At 69.9% G+C, this 18,509-nt stretch carries 17 protein-coding genes and 1 pseudogene; 4 read left to right on the forward strand and 14 right to left on the reverse strand.

Features of this window, described 5'->3' with window-relative positions; all coding sequences use genetic code 11:
• Positions 1-151 precede the first annotated feature (151 nt).
• From ACFOY2_RS43155 to ACFOY2_RS43175, 5 genes are all read right to left on the reverse strand, one after another.
• Positions 152-1,372, reverse strand: a complete 1,221-nt coding sequence (locus ACFOY2_RS43155; protein WP_379533936.1) for a Gfo/Idh/MocA family protein — start codon at positions 1,370-1,372, stop codon at positions 152-154.
• Positions 1,369-2,151, reverse strand: coding sequence for a ThuA domain-containing protein (locus ACFOY2_RS43160; protein WP_379533937.1), 783 nt, complete (start codon positions 2,149-2,151; stop codon positions 1,369-1,371). The genes ACFOY2_RS43155 and ACFOY2_RS43160 overlap by 4 nt, the downstream gene beginning before the upstream one ends.
• A gap of 23 nt (positions 2,152-2,174) precedes the next feature.
• The gene (locus tag ACFOY2_RS43165; RefSeq protein ID WP_379533938.1) at positions 2,175-2,999 is read right to left on the reverse strand and encodes a carbohydrate ABC transporter permease; all 825 of its coding nucleotides are present in this window, start codon (positions 2,997-2,999) and stop codon (positions 2,175-2,177) included.
• On the reverse strand, positions 2,996-3,949 hold the full coding sequence (locus tag ACFOY2_RS43170) for a carbohydrate ABC transporter permease (protein WP_379533939.1): 954 nt from the start codon (positions 3,947-3,949) through the stop codon (positions 2,996-2,998). Before ACFOY2_RS43170 ends, ACFOY2_RS43165 begins: the two co-directional genes overlap by 4 nt.
• Before the next feature lie 62 nt (positions 3,950-4,011).
• Complete coding sequence (locus ACFOY2_RS43175; RefSeq protein WP_379533940.1) at positions 4,012-5,238, reverse strand: sugar ABC transporter substrate-binding protein; 1,227 nt, start codon at positions 5,236-5,238, stop codon at positions 4,012-4,014.
• A 384-nt stretch (positions 5,239-5,622) separates the two neighbouring features.
• Here ACFOY2_RS43175 and ACFOY2_RS43180 point away from each other — a divergent pair, with 384 nt between their 5' ends.
• Both ACFOY2_RS43180 and ACFOY2_RS43185 read left to right on the forward strand, forming a co-directional pair.
• Positions 5,623-6,633 carry a LacI family DNA-binding transcriptional regulator gene (locus ACFOY2_RS43180; RefSeq protein WP_379533941.1) on the forward strand — a complete coding sequence of 337 codons (1,011 nt, stop codon included), beginning with the start codon at positions 5,623-5,625 and terminating at the stop codon, positions 6,631-6,633.
• Positions 6,634-6,708: 75 nt separating this feature from the next.
• Positions 6,709-7,890 (forward strand): FAD-dependent monooxygenase, encoded by a 1,182-nt coding sequence (locus tag ACFOY2_RS43185; RefSeq protein ID WP_379533942.1) that lies wholly within the window; start codon positions 6,709-6,711, stop codon positions 7,888-7,890.
• A gap of 84 nt (positions 7,891-7,974) precedes the next feature.
• Here ACFOY2_RS43185 and ACFOY2_RS43190 read toward each other — a convergent pair whose 3' ends face one another.
• Positions 7,975-8,400 carry a hypothetical protein gene (locus ACFOY2_RS43190; protein WP_379533943.1) on the reverse strand — a complete coding sequence of 142 codons (426 nt, stop codon included), beginning with the start codon at positions 8,398-8,400 and terminating at the stop codon, positions 7,975-7,977.
• Between the two features lie 210 nt (positions 8,401-8,610).
• Between ACFOY2_RS43190 and ACFOY2_RS43195 the strand changes: the two are divergent.
• Positions 8,611-8,853: pseudogene (locus ACFOY2_RS43195) on the forward strand (SAV_915 family protein); the annotation flags it as partial.
• Here ACFOY2_RS43195 and ACFOY2_RS43200 read toward each other — a convergent pair.
• From ACFOY2_RS43200 to ACFOY2_RS43235, 8 genes are all read right to left on the reverse strand, one after another.
• Positions 8,743-11,469, reverse strand: coding sequence for a DUF4118 domain-containing protein (locus ACFOY2_RS43200; RefSeq protein WP_379533944.1), 2,727 nt, complete (start codon positions 11,467-11,469; stop codon positions 8,743-8,745). The pseudogene ACFOY2_RS43195 and the gene ACFOY2_RS43200 sit on opposite strands and share 111 nt — an antisense overlap.
• Entirely contained in the window at positions 11,466-12,302 is an 837-nt protein-coding gene (locus ACFOY2_RS43205; protein ID WP_379533945.1) for a potassium-transporting ATPase subunit C, read from the reverse strand. Before ACFOY2_RS43205 ends, ACFOY2_RS43200 begins: the two co-directional genes overlap by 4 nt.
• Complete coding sequence (gene kdpB, locus ACFOY2_RS43210) at positions 12,302-14,389, reverse strand: potassium-transporting ATPase subunit KdpB (RefSeq protein ID WP_379533946.1); 2,088 nt, start codon at positions 14,387-14,389, stop codon at positions 12,302-12,304. The genes ACFOY2_RS43205 and kdpB overlap by 1 nt, the downstream gene beginning before the upstream one ends.
• 2 nt (positions 14,390-14,391) lie before the next feature.
• Positions 14,392-16,053: a potassium-transporting ATPase subunit KdpA gene (gene kdpA, locus ACFOY2_RS43215; RefSeq protein WP_379533947.1), complete on the reverse strand. Its 1,662-nt coding sequence runs from the start codon at positions 16,051-16,053 to the stop codon at positions 14,392-14,394.
• The gene (kdpF, locus tag ACFOY2_RS43220) at positions 16,053-16,142 is read right to left on the reverse strand and encodes a K(+)-transporting ATPase subunit F (RefSeq protein WP_379533948.1); all 90 of its coding nucleotides are present in this window, start codon (positions 16,140-16,142) and stop codon (positions 16,053-16,055) included. Before kdpF ends, kdpA begins: the two co-directional genes overlap by 1 nt.
• A 233-nt stretch (positions 16,143-16,375) precedes the next feature.
• Entirely contained in the window at positions 16,376-16,753 is a 378-nt protein-coding gene (locus ACFOY2_RS43225; protein ID WP_379533949.1) for an STAS domain-containing protein, read from the reverse strand.
• A gap of 81 nt (positions 16,754-16,834) precedes the next feature.
• Positions 16,835-17,158 carry a winged helix-turn-helix domain-containing protein gene (locus ACFOY2_RS43230; RefSeq protein WP_379534027.1) on the reverse strand — a complete coding sequence of 108 codons (324 nt, stop codon included), beginning with the start codon at positions 17,156-17,158 and terminating at the stop codon, positions 16,835-16,837.
• 108 nt (positions 17,159-17,266) lie between these two features.
• Positions 17,267-17,653, reverse strand: a complete 387-nt coding sequence (locus ACFOY2_RS43235; RefSeq protein ID WP_379533950.1) for an STAS domain-containing protein — start codon at positions 17,651-17,653, stop codon at positions 17,267-17,269.
• A 417-nt stretch (positions 17,654-18,070) separates the two neighbouring features.
• Between ACFOY2_RS43235 and ACFOY2_RS43240 the strand changes: the two genes are divergently transcribed.
• On the forward strand, positions 18,071-18,427 hold the full coding sequence (locus tag ACFOY2_RS43240) for a hypothetical protein (RefSeq protein ID WP_379533951.1): 357 nt from the start codon (positions 18,071-18,073) through the stop codon (positions 18,425-18,427).
• Positions 18,428-18,509 lie beyond the last annotated feature (82 nt).

Consider the following 18,509-nt stretch of genomic DNA (forward strand, 5'->3'; position numbering starts at 1 on the left):
CGACGAACCCCTGATCACCGCGGCGGATCCGGTCGTCGGCGCAAGCGCTCCCCCGGTGCCCGTGGATCACCTGGTCGTCCCCCTCCGCCGCGACCTCGCCGGCACCCTCGCCGAACGGGTCGCGGGCGGGCCAGGAGACGCCGCCGCTCGCCTACGGCCTGCGCCGGCCGCTGGGGTTCACCGGCGAGGGCGCCAGGCTGGTGCCGGCCGGCCCCGAACTGGTCGGGGTGATCGACATCGACGACTCCTGCTGAGCGACGGCCTTCACCCCGAGCGCGGCGGACGGCGTGCCCCAGGATTCGAGGCACGCGCGGATCGGCTCAGGCACGGGATGGGACAGCGCCTCGCGGTAGGCCAGCTCCAGCAGCGCGTCGATCTCGACGCGCCCGCCCGACTCCGCGGAGCGGACCGCGGCCTCGACCATCGCCAGGCTGCGTACGTTCCCGCTGATCGTCCCGGCGGGTTCGACGCCCGTGCGCAGCGCGGCGACGAACTCGACGAGCGCTCCGGCGATCTGCTCGTGCTCGCCGGGCGGCACGTCGGCGGCGCCGCTGATGCTGGATGCGACGCGTTGCTCGCCGTCCCAGGTCGCGGTGCCCGTGGAGCCGCCCGCCCGCCATTCGCCGTTCCATGACGTCTCCAGCCCGTCCACGCACCAGCTCCCGGTGAACACGTAGCGGGCGCCGCCGTCGAACAGGAAGGTCGCCGTGGCCACCGCGTCGCCGCGGAACCAGCTCCAGGCCGGGTTCCAGCTCTGGCAGACGACCGAGACCGGCTCGGCGTCCAGGAGGTAGCGGGCGGTGTCGAAGGCGTGGATGGCCATGTCGACCAGCAGCGGCTGCTCCATCTCCTCGCGGAAGCCGCCGAAGCGCGGCGCGCGGGCGAAGCCGGTGGTGAGCAGCCCGACCGTGCCGAGTTCGGCGATCCTGCGCCGGTACTCGGCCAGGCCGGCGAAGTAGCGGCGCGACTGGCTGATCATCAGCAGCTGCCCTGTCGCCTGCGCCGCGGCGGCTTGGACGAGCGCGTCGGCCAGGGTCGGGGCGGCCGGTTTCTCGCACAGGACCGGGAGCCCGGCGAGCAGCGCCTCGGCGTTCACCACGCCGTGGGCGGCGGGGACGGTGACGTTGACGACGACGTCGGGGGCCGTCGCCGGGATGAGCTCGCCGAGCGAGGCGCCCACCGTGACCCCGCCCGCGAGGTCACGGACGGCCGCCTCGGCGCGCTCGACGTCGAGGTCGGCCACCCCGACGAGCTCGACGTCGGGCGAGGCCGTCAGGGTGCCCAGCCAGGCGCGGCCCATCGAGCCGGCGCCGACCTGGACGACGCGGAGCGGACGCGCCGGATCGGCGGCGCGGGCGAAGGAGGGGCTCACTCGGCGTTCTCCTTGCTGTGCATCGCACCCCGGTAACCGTGCCCGTCGAAGAACTGCCCCATCTCGTAGCGGAGCAGAGTGGGCAGCTCGCGCCGCGACCGGTCGCCGACCGCCCACTCGACGCCGTTGGCGATGACGTGCAGGACGTCCGGATGGTGGTATACCGGGTAGTCCTGGTCACCTGGGCTGAAGTAGAAGATCCTGCCGTTGCCCCGGCGGAAGGTGCAGCCGCTGCGGAAGACCTCGCCGCCGGTGAAGGAGCTGATGAAGACGAGTTCGTCGGGTGTGGGGATGTCGAACTGCTCGCCGTACATCTCCTGGGCGGGGATCTCGATGGGGTGGGGGATGCCGCGCGCGATGGGGTGGGCCGGGTTCACCGTCCAGACCAGCTCGCGGTCGTTCTGGCTGCGCCAGCGCAGCGTGCACGTGGTGCCCATCAGCTTGGTGAAGATCTTCGACCAGTGGCCGGAGTGCAGCACCACCAGGCCCATGCCGGACAGGACGTGCCGGTGCACCCGCTCGACCACCTCGTCGGCGACCTCCGCGTGCGCGGCGTGCCCCCACCAGGTCAGGACGTCGGTACGGGCGAGCACCTCCTCGGTCAGGCCGTGCTCGGGGTCGTCGAGCGTGGCCGTGGCGACGGTGGCCTTGTCCCCCAGCCAGCCCTCGATGCCCCGGCGGATGGCGTTGTGCATGCCGTCGGGGTAGATGGCGGCCACGTCGGGTTCGGCCTGTTCGTGGCGGTTCTCTCCCCACACCGTGACGTGAATGCCTCGCAAGAGGGGCTCCTTTCTGCGGAAGCTCATTTGACGGCGCCGCTGACGGCGCCCGCGGCGATGTAACGCTGCGCGAAGATCAGCAGCAGCGCGGCGGGGACGGAGGCGAGCACGGCCGTGGCCATCACGGGGCTCCAGTCCTGCGTCTGGGCGCTGATGTAGTCGTAGATGCCCAGCGTGATGGGCCGGACGTCGGGTGTGCTGGTCAGGGTGAGGGCGAGCAGGAAGTCGCTCCACGTGCTGAGGAAGGTGAACAGCGCGGCGGTGACGATCGCGTTCTTGCTGATCGGCACGACGATCGACAGGAACGCCCGCAGGTGGCCCGCGCCGTCCACCAGCGCGGCCTCCACGAGCGCTCTGGGGATGGCGCCCATGAACGCGCGGATGAGCAGCACCGCGAACGGGATGCCCGCGGCGGTGTTGGCCAGGATGAGCCCGGTGACGTCGTTGAGCAGGTTGAGCGTGTTGAACAGGGGATAGAGGGCGTTGGCCAGGACCATGACGGGGATCATCTGCGTGACCAGCAGCACCAGCAGGAACACGTTGGTGCCGCGGGTGCGGAAGCGGGCCAGGCCGTAGGCGGCGGGGGTGGCGACGACCAGGGTCAGCACCACGCTCCCCAGGGCGATGGTCAGGCTGGTGACGAAGTTCCCGCCCTGCTCCGAGATCGCCTTCGCATAACCCTCCAGGGTCGGGCGGATCGGGAAGAAGGCGGTGTTGGCGGCCCCTGAGCTGGTCTGCAGGCTGCTGTTGACCATCCAGTAGACCGGGAAGAGCATCACGGCCAGGAAGAGCACGCCCAGCACGGTCATGGGCAGCCGGCGCGCGCTCGGCGAGGGGTTCATGTTCATTCGGCAGGCTCTCGGCGTGAGATGTAGAGGTAGACCATGGCGAAGACGAGCGAGACCACGATGAGGATGTTGCTGAGCGCGGCGCCCTGCCCGAAGTCGAACTCGACGAACGACTTGTTGTAGGCGTTCGTGGCCAGCGTCTGGGTGGAGTTGGCGGGGCCGCCGCCGGTCAGGCCGAGGATGATGTCGACGACTTTGAGGGTGTAGACGACCCCGAGCACGATGACGACGCTGACCACGGGCCGGATGCTCGGCCAGGTGATGTGCCTGAAGGCCTTCCAGCCGACCGCGCCGTCCAGCGAGCCCGCCTCGTACAGCTCCTTCGGGACCGCCTGCAGGCCGCTGTAGAGGATCGCGACGTTGAACGGGATGCCGAGCCAGATGTTCACCCCGATGACGCCCATGAGCGCGAGGCCGGGGCTGACCAGCCACGGCACGGCGGGGACGCCGAACAGGCCGAGAAACTGGTTCAGGACGCCGCTCTCCTGGTCGAGGATCCATTTCCAGACCGCGCTCGAGGCGATCAGCGGCAGCAGCCAAGGAAGCAGCAACATCGAGCGCAGGACTGCGCTCAGCGGGAAGTTGCGTTTGAAGAACAGCGCCAGGGCGAGCCCGATCGTGAACTGGAAGACGATCGAGCCGACCGTGAACAGCGCCGTGTTCACCACGGTCGTCGTGAACAGCCCGCTCGACAGGGACGTCACGTAGTTGGCCAGGCCCACCCAGGGCGCCTCGCCGGTGTAGAAGGTTTCTGTCGTGTACTCCTGGAAGCTCATGACGATGTTCTGGACGATCGGGTAACCGAAGAACACCGCCACGAAGAGGATGGCGGGCAGGCAGAACAGCCACTGCGTCCACCGTCGGAGCAAACGGGGGCGCGGGGTCTTGCGGCGGCCCTGACCTTCGATCGAGTCTTCCGCGACCGCGAGACGAAGGTTGGCTGACGTCACGAAAGCCACTCCTTTGCGATGACGTGCGAGGCGCGCCCGTGCGGCCGCCCCGTTCCGAGTGGCTACTGGCTGCTCTGCGCCTGCTGCAGCGCCTGCGCGGGGTCGGACTTACCGGTCAGGGCCGCCTGCACGGCGGTGTAGATCTTCGTGGCCGCCTTCGGCCAGTCCGCCCCGAGGAGTTCGGTGCGGGCGCGGGCGGTCTTCACGGCCGTGGCGAACGGGGCGATCTCCGGCTTGGTCTGCGCGAACGTCGCGGCGGCCGCCATGTCCGACGGGACGTTCTGCTGGATCTTGGCCGTTTCGAGCTGCTGTTCCTGCGAGGTGAGGCACTTCACGAACTCCCCCGCCTTGGCCATCTTGGCCTTGTCGCGGGTCCGCGGCACCGTGTAGAGCTCGCCGCCGAGCGGCGCGACCGGGGTCTGCCCGGCCGTCCGCGTGGGGACGGGGAACGCCGCCCAGTTCAGGTCCTTGTGCTTGCCGAGGGTGGGGAACTGCCATGGGCCGTTGACGACCATCGCGGCCTTGCCCGCGACGAACTGGTTGATCACGTCGTCCTGGCTCCAGTTGACGGAGCTCTTGGAGATCGACCCGTCGTTCTGCAGGTCGAGCACGAACTGCAGCGCCTGCGCGGTCTCCGGGGTGGCGAGGTTCTGCTCGGAGCCGCCGTTGCTCCACATGAACGGCAGGAACTGCCACGAACCCTCGTAGGTGTTGATGTTGCTCATCGCGAAGCCGTAGCGGCCCTGCTGGGTGAGCTTCTTCGCGGTGGCCCGCAGCTCGTCCCACGTCTTGGGCGGCGCGGTGATGCCGGCGGCCTCGAACAGGTCCTTGTTGTAGAAGATGGTCAGGGTGTTCACGGCCGGGGCCAGCCCGTACAGCTTGCCCTCGTGGGTGCCGGCCTTCACCACGGCCGGCACCATGCCGTCGCCGTTAAGGCCGTAGTCCGACAGCGGGGAGAGCGCGCCGGAGGCGGCGATCTGCTGCACGTCGGGGTTGTCGAGCATCAGCACGTCGGGCAGGGTGCGCGAGGAGCTCTGCTGGAGCACCTTCTGGATCAGGCCCGCGTTGGGGATGTGGTTGATCTTGACCTGGACGCCGGCCTTTTTCGCGCACGCCTGGTAGATGGGATCGTGGACGGCCTCGTAGTAGTCCTGGACGGTCAACGTGTTCGGCGATTCCGAGCCGGAGGCGCCGGCTCCGCCGCACGCGGCCAGGGAGAGGGGGAAGAGGGCCGCTGCCGCGACAGCCACTTTGGGCGTCTTTCCCGGACGCCTCCGTGCTGTCTTCATGAGGTACTCCTTCTGCTGAATGCATCCGGCGTATCCGTGCGTGACCGCTTCCCCGGCCGTGCACGGCGTGTGGGGGGATGGGGTGAGTGGCGTTGACGACGGTGTCAACGCGGCTTGTCTGAGCTGGTGGGCGAGTCTCGGGAACATGCGCCGCCATGGGGCGGCAGCGCCGGATGACGGGGGAGCCACGTCGTGCATGGGCGGCCGCCACGAGCGATCAAAGCGCTTAACCACGCTCGGCTTGTGCAGTATGTTGCGCCCATAGTCCGGCGATGTCAACAACAAGTTAAGCGATTTACTTCAACGGCTGCGATATAGTCGCAGTGCTTTCCGCGAGTTCTCTCGCTCTTCGCGTGCCCTCATGAGCCGGGAGGCGACACCCCCATGGTCACCATGCGTGACGTGGCGGAGCGGGCCAACGTCTCGATCGCCACGGTCTCCTTCGTCATCAACGGCACCAAACCGGTCGCGCCGGAAACCCGGGCCCGCATCGAGGCGGCGATCGAGGAGCTCGACTACCGGCGCAACGTGGTCGCCCGCGCGCTGGCCAGCTCGCGCACGCGCATCCTCGCGCTGCTCCACCCCGACTTCGAGACCCGGCCGAACATCACGGTGATCCAGTTCGTGATGAGCGCCGCGCACGGCGCCCGCGAGCGCGGCTACGACCTGGTCCTGTGGCCGGTGAACGACGGCGAGCAGATGTCGCACCTGCTCGCCGGCGGTCTCGTCGACGGGGCGCTGCTCATGGAGGTCCAGATCCGCGACTCGCGGGTCGAGCGGCTCATCGCCTCGCGGGTGCCGTTCACGCTGATCGGGCGCACCGAGGACGACGACCTGCCCTACGTCGACATCGACTTCGCCGCCACGATCGACCAGGCGGTCGAGCACCTGCGCGGGTTCGGCCACCGGCGGATCGCGCTGGTCACCCAGTGCGCGAAGGTCCCGCCGGGGAACGAGCCAGGCCGGATCATGCGGGCCCACGCCGCCTACCTCGACGCGATGGCGGCGCTCGGCGAGCCGCCCGCCGTCATCGCCGTCGAGGGCACCTCGGAGGGCGGGCGGGTGGCCGCGCGGACGCTCAAGGACGACTTCCCCGAGGCGACCGCCGTCATCCTGCTGAACGAGGGCGCCTCGGCCGGGCTGGTCAAGGGGTCGCGCGCGCTCGGGCGTACCGTCCCCGACGACCTGTCCGTCATCTCGGCCTCGACCGCGCCCGAGTTCGGCGAGATGATCGAGCCGTCGCTGACCGTCATGGCGGCGCCGGCCACGCAACTGGGCCGCCTGGCCGTGAACGCGCTGATCGACAAGCTCGATGGCGTCCAGGAGGCGCCTCCGCACCTCCTCATCCCCTGCGCCCTGGTGCCCGGCGAGTCGGTGGGCCCCGCTCCCGCGTGAGCATCGCCACCCCCGGGCGGGCCCGGCCATCCACACATGCTACTCTGTGTCACATATAAGTTACCTTGCGTCACAATGGGAGCTCGTGTGAAGGTCGCCTGCGTCGGCGGCGGACCCGCCAGCCTGTACTTCTCCATCCTGATGAAACGCGTGGACCCATCCCATGAGGTCACCGTCTACGAGCGCAACCCGGCCGGGTCGACGTACGGCTGGGGCGTCACCTACTGGGACGAACTCATCCAGAACCTCATCGGCGCCGACCCCGAGTCGGCCGGCACCATCACCGAGGAGTCGGTCCGGTGGGACGCCTGGGTCGTGCACGTCCACGAGCGCATGACCGTGACGGTGGACCACGCCGACGACGGCTTCGGCATCGGCCGGCGCAGGCTGCTCGACATCCTCACCGAGCGGGCGCGCGCCCTGGGCGTGAACGTCGAGTTCGAACGCGAGATCGCCGGCGAGGCCGAGGTGGCCGACGCCGACCTGATCGTCGCGGGCGACGGCGTCAACAGCGTGCTGCGCGAAAGCCACGCCGACCACTTCGGGAGCCAGATCGCGGTCGGGCGCAACACCTACCTGTGGCTCGGCACCACGCAGGTCTTCAAGGCCTTCACCTTCGCCTACACCGAGACCGAGCACGGCTGGATCTGGTGCTACGGCTACCCGTTCTCCGGCGAGCACAGCACCTGCGTCGTCGAGTGCTCACCCGAGACCTGGAGGGGGCTCGGGTTCCACGAGGCGAACGAGGCCGACTGCCTGGCCAGGCTGGAGAAGTTCTTCGCCGACATCCTCGACGGCAACCCGCTGATCGGCCGGGGGCAGCCCGACGGCGACCCGCACTGGCTGAACTTCCGCACCCTGACCAACCGGCGGTGGTTCCGCGACAACCTCGTCCTGATGGGCGACGCCGCGCACACCACCCACTACTCCATCGGCGCCGGCACCGCCCTGGCACTGGGCGACGCCGCCACCCTGGTCAAGGCCCTGCACCTGGGCCTGCCGCTGCCGCGCGCCCTGACCCGCTACGAGCGCGAATGCAAGTCCGCGATCAGGGGGACCCAGAAGGCGGCCCTCTACAGCGCCCGGTGGTATGAGAACCTTCCGCGCTACATCGACCAGCCGCCGCGCGATCTGATCACGCTGATCGGCCGGCGGCACTCCCCGCTGATGGCGCGCATCCCACCGCGGCTGTACTGCGGGCTCGACCACGTCACGGGGCGGCTCGCGGCGCTGCTCCCGCGCAGGTGGCGCCGATGAGGTGACCTCCACCCTGGTCAACCCAAGCCTGCGGGCAGATCATGCCTGTATGAGAGCAGTTGTCGGCGACAGGTACGGGTCGGCTCATCGCGGCGGGGCGGCACCCCGCCGCAGCCGCTCCCCATGCCGGGCGACCTGCACGGGGCCGGGACGGGCGCGTGCCCGCATCGCTCTCCGCCGGCGCGCCCGGAGGACGGCGGCGTGGACGGCGGCGCAGGCGCAGCCCGCCAGCGCCGTGAGGACGAATTCGCCCATCGTGGCGAGGTCGTCAGGGGTGAAGGTCAGCTCTCCCCTGCCGCGCACCAGGAACCCCGTCGCGAAACACCAGGCCAGCACGGCCGTCGCCAGGGCCGCTGACCAGCGTCTCGCCCAGGCTCCGTACAGGCCGGCGGCCACCGCGACCACGGCCAGCCGCGCCGCCACCCCGGACAGGACCGTGGCCACGACGCACGAGCCGACCCCGAGAACGAATCCGGCGGGAAGCAGCACTGCCATGGGACGCCCGCGCATCGCTCATTTCCCTTCAGGAGATCAGCCGCTTTTCATGTAACACCATCCAACGCCTGAAGAGTGCTATTTCCTACGACATTTCTACGTATCCGGCACGACGGGTCCACGCGGCTTTTATGGAAATTCGCACGCCGTAGATGTCCATGTCGTGGCGCGATCCGGCCTGCCCGTAATCAAAGGCCCGTCAACTTTTCCCGGTTCCCCGTCAGAATGTCGAGGTGGCCGCGAGAATCCACTCCGAACCCGCCTGACGTCGATGCCGCACGAGTTTTCCCCAGGAGGAATTCCATGTCAGAACCCCCCTTGTTCGTCCCGGTCCGCGAGCGGGCCGGCGCCCTGTCGCTACGGCTGTTCCGCACGGCCGGGGGCGCCAGGACGGCCGTGGCCTTCACCTCTCCCCTGCGCCTGGCCGCGGTCCTGGGCGCCGGGCAGCAGTGGGTACGGCTCAGCGAGCCCGCGCTCCGGAGCCTGATCGCCGGCCTCGACGTCACCGGCATCCTCCTCGACCCCGCTGACACGCCGCCCCACGCCAAGGTGGCCTGAAGCGATCGGCAGCGTGAGGATCATGGTGAGCCCTCCCCCAGGGGTCTCGTCGGGTACGAGCGTGCCGCCCATCGCCTCGGTCAGGCCGCGCGACAGAGCCAGGCCGAGCCCGACCCCGGTGTGGTTGTCGCGATCGCCGAGCCGCTGAAACGGCTGGAAGACGCGGTCGTGCGCCTCGGGCGGGATGCCGGGCCCCCGGTCGATGACGCGGATCTCGACGTGCTCGACGTGCCGGCTCGCGTTGACCAGCACCTTCGCGCCGGGCGGGCTGTAGCGGACGGCGTTGGACATGAGGTTGACCAGGACGCGTTCGAGCAGGGCGGGGTCGGCGAGGACCTCGGGCAGGTCGATGGACAGGTCGCCCTCGATCCGCTCGTGCAGCGGGCCCAGGTCGTCCACGGCGCGCGGCACGACCTCCTCCAGGGCGATGGGCTGCGGGGTCGCACCGAGCACGCCCGCCTGCAGGCGGCTCATGTCGAGCAGGTTCCCCACCAGGCGGGCCAGCTTGTCCAGGGACTCCTCCGCGGTGGCGAGCAGTTCGGCGCGGTCCTGCTCCGACCAGGCGACCTCGGTGCTGCGCAGGCTCTCGACGGCGGCCTTGGCCGAGGCGAGCGGGGTACGCAGGTCGTGGCTGACGGCGGCGAGCAGGGCGGTGCGCATCCTGTCGGCCTCGGCCAGCGGGCGGGCCCGCGCGGCGGCCTCCTGAAGACGTTCATGGCGCAGCGCGACGGCGGCCTCGGCGGCGAACGCCTCCAGGACCGCGCGGTCGGCGGCGTCCAGCGGCCCGCCCCTGGCGGCGAGAATCATGTCATCGTCGATGGCCACGTCGGTGTCGGCCTGACCAGGGCAGGTCGGCGGGGCGCCGCCGGAGGTGGCTGCGATCCGCCAGGCGCCGGGGTCGGAGCGGTGGTCGGGGGTGCGGGCGGCGTCGGGCCGGCGTTCCAGCAGCGTGACCGTGCCGAGCCCGAACGTCTCACGCGTGCGCTCCAGCAGCGAGGGCACGGCCGCCTGACCGCGCAGCACGTGCCCGGCCAGCGTGGACAGCAGTTCGGCGTCCGCGCCGGCGCGGGCGGCCTGCCTGGTACGGCGGGCGGCGATGTCCACGATCGTGCTGACCGCCGCCGCCACCAGGATGAACACCAGCAGCGCGAACAGGTTCTCAGGATCGTTGATGGTGAACTCGCCGAGCGGCGGCGTGAAGTACCAGTTGAGCAGCAGCGAGCCGCCGACGGCCGCGGTGATGGCCGGCCACATGCCGCCCGCCAGCGCGACGCCGACGGTCAGGCACAGGAAGAACAGGATCTCGCTGGGCAGCGACAGCATGTCCCTGAACGGCGCCAGCGCCGCGGTGAGCGCGGGCATGCCGGCCACCGCCATGGCCCAGCCGGACAGCCGTCGTTTGCGGGTCAGCGCGGCACGTGAGCGCGCCGGTCTCCTCCTGCCCTTCTTGGCCTCCTCGTGGGTGATCATGTGGACGTCGATGGAGCCGGACAGCGCCGTGGTCTCCACCCCCACCCCGCGCGAGAACAGCTGCGCGAAGCGGCCCCTCCTGGAGGCGCCCAGGACGAGCTGGGTGGCGTTGACGCCGCGCGCGAAGTCGAGCAGCGCGCGCGGGATGTCGTCGCCGACGACCTGGTGGTAGGTGCCGCCCATACTCTCCACCAGGACGCGCTGGCGGGCCAGGCTGGCGGGGTCGCCGACGGCCAGGCCGTCGGCGCTGGTGACGTGGACGGCCAGCAGGTCGGCGCCCTTGGTGCGGGCGGCGATGCGGGCCGCCCTGCGGACCAGGGTGTCGCCTTCAGGGCCGCCGGTCAGGGCGACGACGACACGTTCGCGGGTCTCCCAGGTGACGGCGATGCCGTGGGCGGCGCGGTAGCGGTCGAGCTGGTCGTCGACCTTTCCCGCGACCCACAGCAGGGCCAGCTCGCGCAGCGCGGTGAGGTTGCCGACGCGGAAGTAGTTCGACAGCGCCGCGTCGACCTTCTCCGGCGTGTACACGTTGCCGTGCGCCATCCGCCGGCGCAGCGCCTCCGGGGACATGTCGACCAGCTCGACCTGGTCGGCGCGGCGCACCACCTCATCGGGCACGGTCTCCCGCTGCGGCACGCCGGTGATCTCCTGGACGACGTCGTTGACGGACTCCAGGTGCTGGATGTTGACGGTGGAGACGACGTCGATGCCGGCGTCGAGGATGTCGTCGACGTCCTGCCAGCGTTTGACGTGCTTCGAGCCCGGCACGTTGGTGTGGGCCAGCTCGTCGATCAGCGCCGCCTTCGGCCGGCGGGCGATGACCGCCTCGGTGTCGAGCTCGGTGAACGTGCCGCCCCTGTGGGTCATCGTCCTGCGCGGGACGACCTCCAGGTCCTCCAGCAGGGCCGCGGTGCGGGGGCGGCCGTGGGTCTCGACGAAGCCCACGACCACGTCCCTGCCGCGTTCGCGGGCCCGGCGGCCCTCGCCGAGCATCGCGTAGGTCTTGCCCACCCCGGGGGCCGCCCCGAGGTAGATCCGCAGGCGGCCCCGTGTCACGATCGGTCCAGCGCGAGGTTGAGTTCGAGCACGTTGACGGCGCTTTCGCCCATGAAGCCGAGCGCCCGCCCGCTGGTGTGCGCCCTGATCAGCCGGTCGACCTCGGCCCGGTCGAGCCCGCGTTCCCTGGCCACGCGGGGCGCCTGGAGTTCGGCGTAGGCGACGGAGATGTGCGGGTCCAGGCCCGAACCGCTCGCCGTGACCGCGTCGGCGGGGACCGCAGGCGTTCCGGCGTTCCCGCGGACCGGGATGGTGCGGCCGGCCGCGTAGTCCTCGCCCGGCTTGGCGCACTCCACTTTCAGCCCTTGATAGGTGGGGATGAAGGGGGCCGCGGGGCAGGGCTGGTTGACGCTGACGGCGCGGTCGGGGAGGACCTTCAGGACCGCGCCGACCCCGTCGGGGGTGCAGTACGGGCGGGCGCCGCTGACGCCCTCCAGTTCCCCGGCCGCCTTGGAGCGGGCGCAGACCTGCGTGAGCAGCGACTGGCGGCCCTTGTCGGCGCCATGCGGCAGGGTGTCGACGATGTCCTCGGGGCCGAGGTTGCTGGCGCCGGTCGAGGTCGGGTCGTAGCCGGCACCGGCCGCCGACGGACGGGATTGGAAGTACTTCTTGACCGCGTTGCCGTCGGCGTCGGTGAAGGACTGGCCGATGAGCGCGCTGCCCACGTCCTTGCCGCCGGCCCGCACGATCGAGCCGTTGGCCTGGTGGTTGAACAGCACCTGAGCGATCCCGGTGGTGACCAGCGGGTAGAGGAGGCCGAGCAGCACGGTCAGGACGGCGACGGCCCTGAGCGCGGCCAGATGCCGGCGCAGCCAGCCAGGTAGACGGTCCATTACGACATCCCCGGAAGAAACTGGATGAACAGGTCGATGATCTTGATCCCGATGAACGGCGCGACGATGCCGCCCAGGCCATACAGGTAGAGGTTGCGCGAGAGCAGCTTGGAGGCGCTGGAGGGCCGATACCGGACGCCGCGCAGCGCCAGCGGGATCAGCGCGATGATGATCAGGGCGTTGAAGATGACCGCGGCCAGGATCGCCGACTGCGGGCTGCTCAGCCGCATGACGTTCAGCGCGTCCAGGCCCGGATAGACCGCGGCGAACATGGCCGGGATGATCGCGAAGTACTTGGCGATGTCGTTGGCGATGGAGAACGTGGTCAGCGCGCCCCGGGTGATGAGGAGTTGTTTGCCGATCTCGACGATCTCGATGAGCTTGGTCGGGTTGGAGTCGAGGTCGACCATGTTGCCGGCTTCCTTGGCGGCGGAGGTGCCGGTGTTCATGGCCACGCCGACGTCCGACTGGGCCAGGGCGGGGGCGTCGTTGGTGCCGTCGCCGGTCATCGCGACCAGCCGGCCGCCTGCCTGCTCCCGCCTGATGAGGGCGAGTTTGTCCTCGGGGGTGGCCTCGGCCAGGAAGTCGTCCACCCCGGCTTCGTCGGCGATGGCCTTGGCGGTCAGCGGGTTGTCGCCGGTGATCATGACGGTGCGGATGCCCATCCTGCGCATCTCGTCGAAGCGTTCCCGCATGCCCTGCTTGACCACGTCCTTGAGGTGGATGACGCCGAGCACCCGGCCCTTCTCCGCGACCACCAGCGGGGTGCCGCCGGAGGCGGAGATGCCGTCCACGATGTGGCCGACCTCGTCGGTGGGGTGGCCGCCGGCGTCGCGCACCCACTTCATGACGGCGGTGGCGGCTCCCTTGCGGACCTCACGCTCGCTGAGGTTCACCCCGGACATCCGGGTTTGGGCGGTGAAGGGCACCCACTGTGCGCCGTGGATCTCCCGTTCGCGCAGCCCGTAGCGTTCCTTGGCGAACACCACGATCGAGCGGCCCTCGGGGGTCGCGTCGGCCAGGCTGGACAGTTGGGCGGCCTCGGCCAGGTCGGCCTCGCTGATCCCGGCCACCGGCACGAACTCGGCGGCCTGCCGGTTGCCGAGGGTGATGGTGCCGGTCTTGTCCAGCAGGAGCGTGGAGACGTCCCCCGCGGCCTCGACGGCCCGGCCGGACATGGCCAGGACGTTGCGCTGGACGAGGCGGTCCATGCCGGCGATGCCGATCGCCGACAACAACGCGCCGATGGTGGTGGGGATCAGGCAGACCAGCAGGGAGACCAGGACGACACCGGTGACGCCGTTCGCGTCGAGAGCCGGGGAGTCGGGCACGCCGGGGTTGGACGCCTTGGCGTAGATGGCCATCGGCTGCATGGTGGCGGTGGCGACGAGGAAGATGATCGTGAGGGCGGCCAGCAGGATGTTGAGCGCGATCTCGTTCGGGGTCTTCTGCCGGTCCGCGCCCTCGACCAGGGCGATCATGCGGTCGATGAAGCTCTGGCCGGGTTTCTGGGTGATCCGTACGATGATCTTGTCGGACAGCACGCGGGTGCCGCCGGTGACCGCCGACCGGTCGCCGCCGGACTCGCGGATGACCGGGGCGGACTCGCCGGTGATGGCCGACTCGTCCACGCTCGCGATGCCCTCGATGACGTCGCCGTCACCGGGGATGACCTCCCCTGCCTCGACGACGACGAGGTCGCCCTGCTGGAGTTCGGGGGCGCGGACGTCGTCCCACTCGGCCGAGGCGGCGCTCCTCAGCCGGCGGGCCCGGGTGTCGGTCTTGGCCTTGCGCAACGTGGCCGCCTGCGCCTTGCCGCGCCCTTCCGCGACGGCCTCGGCCAGGTTGGCGAACAGCACGGTCAGCCACAACCAGGCCACGATCGCCCACGCGAAGAACGACGGCCGCGCGACGGCGAGCACCGTGGTGAACACCGCCCCGATCTCCACGATGAACATCACGGGGTTGCGCCACAACGTGGCCGGGTTGAGCTTCCTGGCCGCGTCCGGCAGCGAGGTGAGGAGCTGCTTGGGGTCCAGCAGGCCGCCGCCCACCCGGCCGTCGCGCTTGGATACGACAGGTGACATCTTCAGGACAGTCCTTCTGCGATCGGGCCGAGCGCGAGTGCCGGGAGGAAGGTGAGGGCGACGAGGATCACGGTCACGCCGACGACCATGCCGACGAACTGCGGCCGATGCGTCGGCAGCGTGCCCGCGCCCGCGGGAACGGGCGCCTGCCCGGCCAGCGAACCGGCCAGCGCCAGCACCAGGATGATCGGCAGGAACCGGCCGAACGCCATGCACAGGCCCAGCGCGACGTCGTACCAGGGCGTGTTGACCGTGAGGCCGGCGAAGGCCGAGCCGTTGTTGTTGGAGGCGCTGGTGAAGGCGTAGAGGATCTCGGAGAAGCCGTGCGGGCCGCTGTTGAGCATGCTCGCCCGCTGCTCGGGCGAGCCCATCGCGAACGCCGTGCCGATCAGCACCAGCGCCGGCGTCACCAGGAAGTACAGCGAGGCGAGCTTGATCTCGCGGGCGCCGATCTTCTTGCCCAGGTATTCGGGCGTGCGCCCGACCATCAGCCCCGCCACGAACACGGTGATCACGGCCAGGATCAGCATCCCGTACAGGCCGGAACCCACGCCGCCGGGCGCGACCTCGCCCAGCATCATGTTGAACAGCGTCATCATGCCGCCGAACGGCGTGAAGGAGTCGTGAAAGGAGTTCACCGCCCCCGTCGAGGTGAGCGTGGTGGCCGCGGCGAACGTCGCGGAGCCGGGGACGCCGAAGCGCACCTCCTTGCCCTCCATCGCCGCGCCTGCGGCCTGTGGCACCGTCGCGTGCCCGGACAGCTCGAAGACGTTGGTCAGCAGCACGCCGGCCAGCGCGATCACGCCCATCACCGCGACGATCGCGTACCCCTGCCTGACCTGGCCGACCATCCGGCCGAACGTGCGCGGCAACGCGAACGGGATCAGCAGGATCAGCAGGATCTCGAACCAGTTCGTCCAGGTTGTGGCGTTCTCGAACGGGTGGGCGGAGTTGGCGTTGTAGAAGCCGCCGCCGTTGGTGCCCAGTTCCTTGATGGCCTCCTGGCTGGCGACCGGGCCTGCGGTGATCGTCTGGCCGGCCCCGGTCAGCGTGCTCACCTCGTGCGGCCCGGCCAGGTTCTGGATCAGCCCGCCCGCGACCAGCACCAGCGCGCCCACGAACGCGATCGGCAGCAGGATGCGCAGCGTGCCGCGGACCAGGTCCACCCAGAAGTTGCCGATCGTGGCGGCCTGGCGGCGGGCGAGCCCGCGCACCAGCGCGACGGCCACCGCCATGCCGGTCGCGGCCGAGACGAAGTTCTGCACCGCCAGGGCGGCCATCTGGGTCAGGTAGCCCATCGTGGACTCGCCCGAGTAGGCCTGCCAGTTGGTGTTGGTGACGAAGCTGACCGCGGTGTTCCAGGCGATGTGGTCGGTGACCGGGGCCATGCCGACGCTCCACGGGAGCTTGTCCTGCAGGCGCTGGATGCCGTACACGACCAGGATCGAGACCACCGAGAACGCCAGGAGGCTGCGCGCGTAGAGGCCCCAGCTCTGCTCGGCGTCGGCGCGGACGCCGAGCAGCCGGTACAGGACGCGTTCGACGGCGTTGTGCCCGGCGGAGGTGTAGACGCGGTACATGTGGTCGCCGAGGGGCCTGTGCGCCAGGGCCAGCACGATGATCAGCGAGGCGATGAAGAGCAGGCCGGCTGCGGTCGTGCTCATCAGAAACGCTCCGGGAACAGCAGGGCCGCGACCATGAAGATCACCAATGCCACGACGACCACCAAACCGGCGGCGTTCACCACGTTCACAGGCGCTCAACCGCCTTCACCACGAGCCCGAGGACCACGAAGATCGCGATCGTCAGGGCGACGAAGATGACGTCGGCCATCCCCACTCCTTGCATCCGGAACAACCGCTCGGAATGAGCGGCTTCAGATCAAGGAAATCGTCGAAATCAGGCGGTTTTGCGGTTCTTGACGGCTTCTATACGCCCGCGACCTGATTCTTGATGAGATCTGTACGCGGGCGGGCCGGGGTGAGGTCAGGGACCCTCGGGGAAGGTGTCGGCGGTGCCCGTGATGGACAGCAGGCGGGCCAGGGTCCCGTGCACGCCGGTCAGGAGCAGGGCGCCGCCGTGCCGTCGTACCGCGCGTTGCTGGTCGATCAGCGCGTTGAGGCCTGAGCAGTCGCAGAAGGCGAGTTCGGCGACGTCGATGACGATCCGCGCGATGCCGCGGGCCAGCAACGGGGCGCACGCCTCGCCCAGCAGCGGGCGGGTCAGCAGGTCGAGTTCGCCGCTGAGCCGTACGACGCTGTAACCGGCGCGGTCGTCGACCCGCACGGTCAGCCCGGCCCGCGTGTGCCGGACCGCCCGCGACGGCGAGTACACGGAACTGTTGTTCAGGGTTCGGCCGCTCATCACCTGGCTCCTGTCACAGCGAGGCGGTCCGCGCCGGGCGGCATCGCCCGGCGGGCGAGAACGGGCGAGGGCAGGCGGCACTCATCTGGTGAGCTCTCCCTCCGAGGGTGCGTCGTGCTCGGTGAACAGGTGCAGAAGCCCTTCGACGCGCTGGTCGGCGTCGTTGGGGTGGCGAAAGGGGAGGCTGGCGTCGATGCCGTAGCGCGTGCGCCGGCCGACGCGGGTGCGGGTGATGTAGCCGGCTGCTTCCAGGTCGGTGACGATGGCCTGGGCCGCGCGCTCGGTGATGCCGATCGCCCCGGCGATGTCGCGCACCCGGGTGTTGGGGTCACGGGTGATCTCGACCAGGACCCGCGCGTGGTTGGTCAGAAACGTCCAGGATTTGCCCGTCCGGGAGGGCCCCATCGGCTCCACAGCGTGTCTCCTTCGCCCTGTATGAGGGCTCTAGGCCCAGAAGACACATTACCGAAAACTATTTCACGAATACATAAACACTTCACAGAATCGCCTTGGTTATCCGGCCCGCTGGGGCCGGCCCGCCGCCGGCGGCCCGAGCATGAGCAGCAGGCGGAGCAACAGCGGCGGGACGCTCTCCAGTCGCGTCGGCCCGCCCTCGCAGAACGCGATCAGCTCCCGAGCCCCGGAGATGCCGATGAAGGTCAGCTCGCCGGTGTCCAGGATGAACGCCTCGTCGATCCGCCGCGCCTGGGCCAGGGTGTCGGCGAGCGCCTGGCTGTTGGTCGCGTCGATCTCGCCCACCAGCCGCAGGATCGACGGCCCCGGCATCGGATGGCACACGATGCGGAGCTGGTGATCGACGTAGAGGAGCTGCGCGGTGGCGCTGGGGGTGTCGTTCACGACGTTGCCGCCCCGGTTTTCGAGGGTTGGGGGAAAGGGCATGTGCGGGCCGAAGGGGAAAGGTATGCGCTGCCCGCTCATCCTGGCGGGCGATCCGCGCCCCCGGCAGTAACGGCAGTCACAGAGATTCACGCCCCCACTTCACACACCGCACGGCAACAGCATAAAGCAACCGAGCGTGCGCTGTGCGTGACTGGAGAATGTTGTCACTGGAGTCCGTGTTCGACTGCTTCCCATCCGGACGAGTGGCCTCCAAAGGAGGGTAAGCCGCCCATAAGTTCATTGGGTTCAGAAACCGGTCGTAACCGGCAGGAACCCCCACGGCCACCGAGCCGTTGCGCAAAGTAAAGGGGGCCGGTCATGGCTCCTCCAGGCGGCCATGAATCAGGGGGACACATGTCGCGTGAGGACCTTCGTTCGGAAAACTGGTCCGCTCTGGCCCGGACGCTCGATGACCACATGACGGACTGGTCGGCGCGTACCGAGATCGCCGTGGAGGTGTGGGCCCTGCCGGAGGATCAGCTTCCCGCCCACGTCGGCGAGATCGTGCACGGGACGATCCGCGACATCCTCCACGAGGTGGAGCGGCAGGCGCGGGCTCGTACCGTGGCCGTCGCCCTGACCGTCGCCCCGGGCGGGCTGCGCCTGACGGTCAGCGAGGACGGCAGCGGAACCGGGGCGGAGGCCCTCGAAACCCGCCTGCGCGGCCGACGGGCCGAACTGGCCGCGCTGGGCGGCAGCCTCACCGTCAACGGCGTGCCGGGAGAGGGCACCACGGTGAGCGCCGCTGTGCCGCCCAAAGGGCTCGGCCGGTAAGCCGACGGACCGCGGCCTGGGGAAAATACCAAACGCACAATAGGCCGAGCCAATGCTCATTTCCGCTGGGGAATGTTTTTGT

Source organism: Nonomuraea purpurea (genome assembly GCF_042650645.1).
In the GTDB taxonomy this organism is placed as follows: Bacteria; Actinomycetota; Actinomycetes; order Streptosporangiales; family Streptosporangiaceae; genus Nonomuraea; species Nonomuraea purpurea.